Source organism: Moorena sp. SIO3I6, assembly GCF_010672095.1.
The window spans coordinates 1-2,089 of record NZ_JAAHHU010000846.1 but is presented as its reverse complement, the minus strand read 5'-3'; the positions used below and the strand labels follow the sequence as shown (position 1 = coordinate 2,089).

2 protein-coding genes are annotated in these 2,089 nt (G+C 47.5%); one reads left to right on the top strand and one right to left on the bottom strand.

Annotated features, from left to right (window positions below):
* The coding region (locus tag F6K49_RS43495) for a response regulator (RefSeq protein WP_293107929.1) at positions 1–328 on the top strand (328 nt) is incomplete at its 5' end.
* Here F6K49_RS43495 and F6K49_RS43490 read toward each other — a convergent pair.
* Positions 291–2,089: peroxidase family protein (locus tag F6K49_RS43490; protein ID WP_293107926.1), on the bottom strand; the 1,799-nt coding region annotated here is incomplete at its 5' end. The genes F6K49_RS43495 and F6K49_RS43490 overlap by 38 nt on opposite strands.

The window sequence follows — 2,089 nt, the reverse complement described above, 5'->3', positions numbered from 1 at the left end:
TGAAATTTTGACCGCAGCAGGCTATAAAGTAATTTGGTTGATTGATGCTTCCACTGCCATCAAACAAATTGCATTGCTTAAGCCCCAGACGATCATTATTGATTGGCAGTTACCGACCAGGGAGGGTTACGAAATGACTCAATGGCTGCGTCAATCCTCCACAACCGGTGGGGTAAAAATTCTGGCTTTAACAATTCCGACTGTGCCAAAGGTAGAGCAACAAGAGATGATGGAGGTAGTGGATGATTACTTATATAAACCGATAGAACCGATGGGATTATTGTACAGGGTTATGGCTTTGGTGGAAAGTTATAGCGCTGCGCTATAGCTGCTAAACCTAGGAGTGTAACTAAACCAAAAATGCTGCTAGGTTCCGGCACATCTTCTGGGACAACAAAAGCATTATCCTGGATGTTGCTAATCGTTGAGTTCCGGCGAATAATGTCGGAGAGGCGAGTGCTTTCTATATCTGGATCTAAAGCCAACAGATGCTCGAGATCGTTGAGGAAAAAGAAGCGGTCACCATCCCGTGCGGCAATGAACTGGTCTGAGATCACTGTATTGAATAGTTCACCAACCAAGCCGCCGTTGAAGGAGTCCTCAGATATTCCTCCAATCCAGAAATCCACATCCTCTACAGACTTGTAGATTTGTTCAAATAGAGCTGCTATTTCTGGGTCAGAAGTAATGCCAAGTTCGCTGTCGGTGCTCAAGAAGGCAGTGACCGGATCCAGACCGAGTTCCACACGAGCATCATTGTAGCCGGGAAGCCCAACTTCTCTTCCCCGCTGAATATTGAGTGAAGCGAGGTCAAAGCCACCGTTGCCATTCGGGGCAACGAAGTTCCGCACCCCGTCCACTAACCGATTGTCAACCTCTTCAGCCTCCTGGGACGCTAAACCCAAAAACAGTGAATCGACTCCGTTATCAATCACTTCTTGGAGATTGAAGAAGGCATCGCGAAGGGAGATACTTCCGACAGAAGTGCCGTTATTGTCAATGCGTTGAAGCTCTTCGGAGAGAAGAGTGTGACCAACGCGGAAGTTAGCATTGGCAAATTCCTGACTGACACTTGGGTTAAATGTGGGATCGTAGCCAGAGTAATCATCCAAAAGGCTATCGCCAATTAACAGCGGTAGAAATTCATTGTATGTGATTACCTGAATCTGAGCGCCGACCACCTTACGAGCTGATTCGTAGATAAAGTCACCCTTATTAAGTCCTGACTGATCTAACTTTTCCAAAATGACCGGGTCGCCAGCCTTAATTTTTTCATCAAGTTCTTCAGCCAGACGATTGTGCTCTCGCACGAACAAAGTGTGAGCTGCAATTAAACCAATTTGTTCGTTGGCACGAATATCCCCAGCGATGAACAACTCTTCTGGTGCTAATGCTCCAGACCGGTTACTGTTGCCATTAGGTAATCCGGCAGTATTGAACGGCAGTAGCTCTTGGCCATTGATACTTTGGCTCTTGAGCTTTCCAGTACCATCATTAGTACGCAAAAATTCCGCCCGCACTTGATCAGATCCGTAAACCTGTGAACCATCAATAAAAGAAGTTAGCTGGTTGATCTGCTGGCGCGGATTGCCAATCCCAGTGCCAGTGCCTTCAGCTGCACGAACCCTAACAAAGGGTAGAAATGGCGCAAGTGGATCTGGCTGACCAGTGGCAATGTCAATAGGGTTAACTGGGATGGGGGTGAAATCCTCTGGTGGGCTATGTGACCCTCCCTCATTCAGATCCAAGTCGTGATCTATGAACTGCCCCCACTGCCAGATCCAGTCGCTGGCGTTGAGGAAATTAGGCACGGATTCAGTCTGGCGCACAATCGTATTGCTAATGTCACGGGGGTTAGGCAGAACATTGCCGGTCGAACCGGTTATTCTTGGTGCGTTGAAGCCATCCTCATAAGCAGGAGTTAGCAGCCGAAGCAGTTGTGTTTCCGCTTGACCCAATGTCGGATCATTTAGGTTGTTACCAAATCCGTTAATGGTACGAAATTCTCCTGCAGCAGCAGGCACAGACATGGAAAATCCTAGGGCAGCGAAAGTGGTTATTGCTAAACCAAGCTTACGAGGCTTGAAGT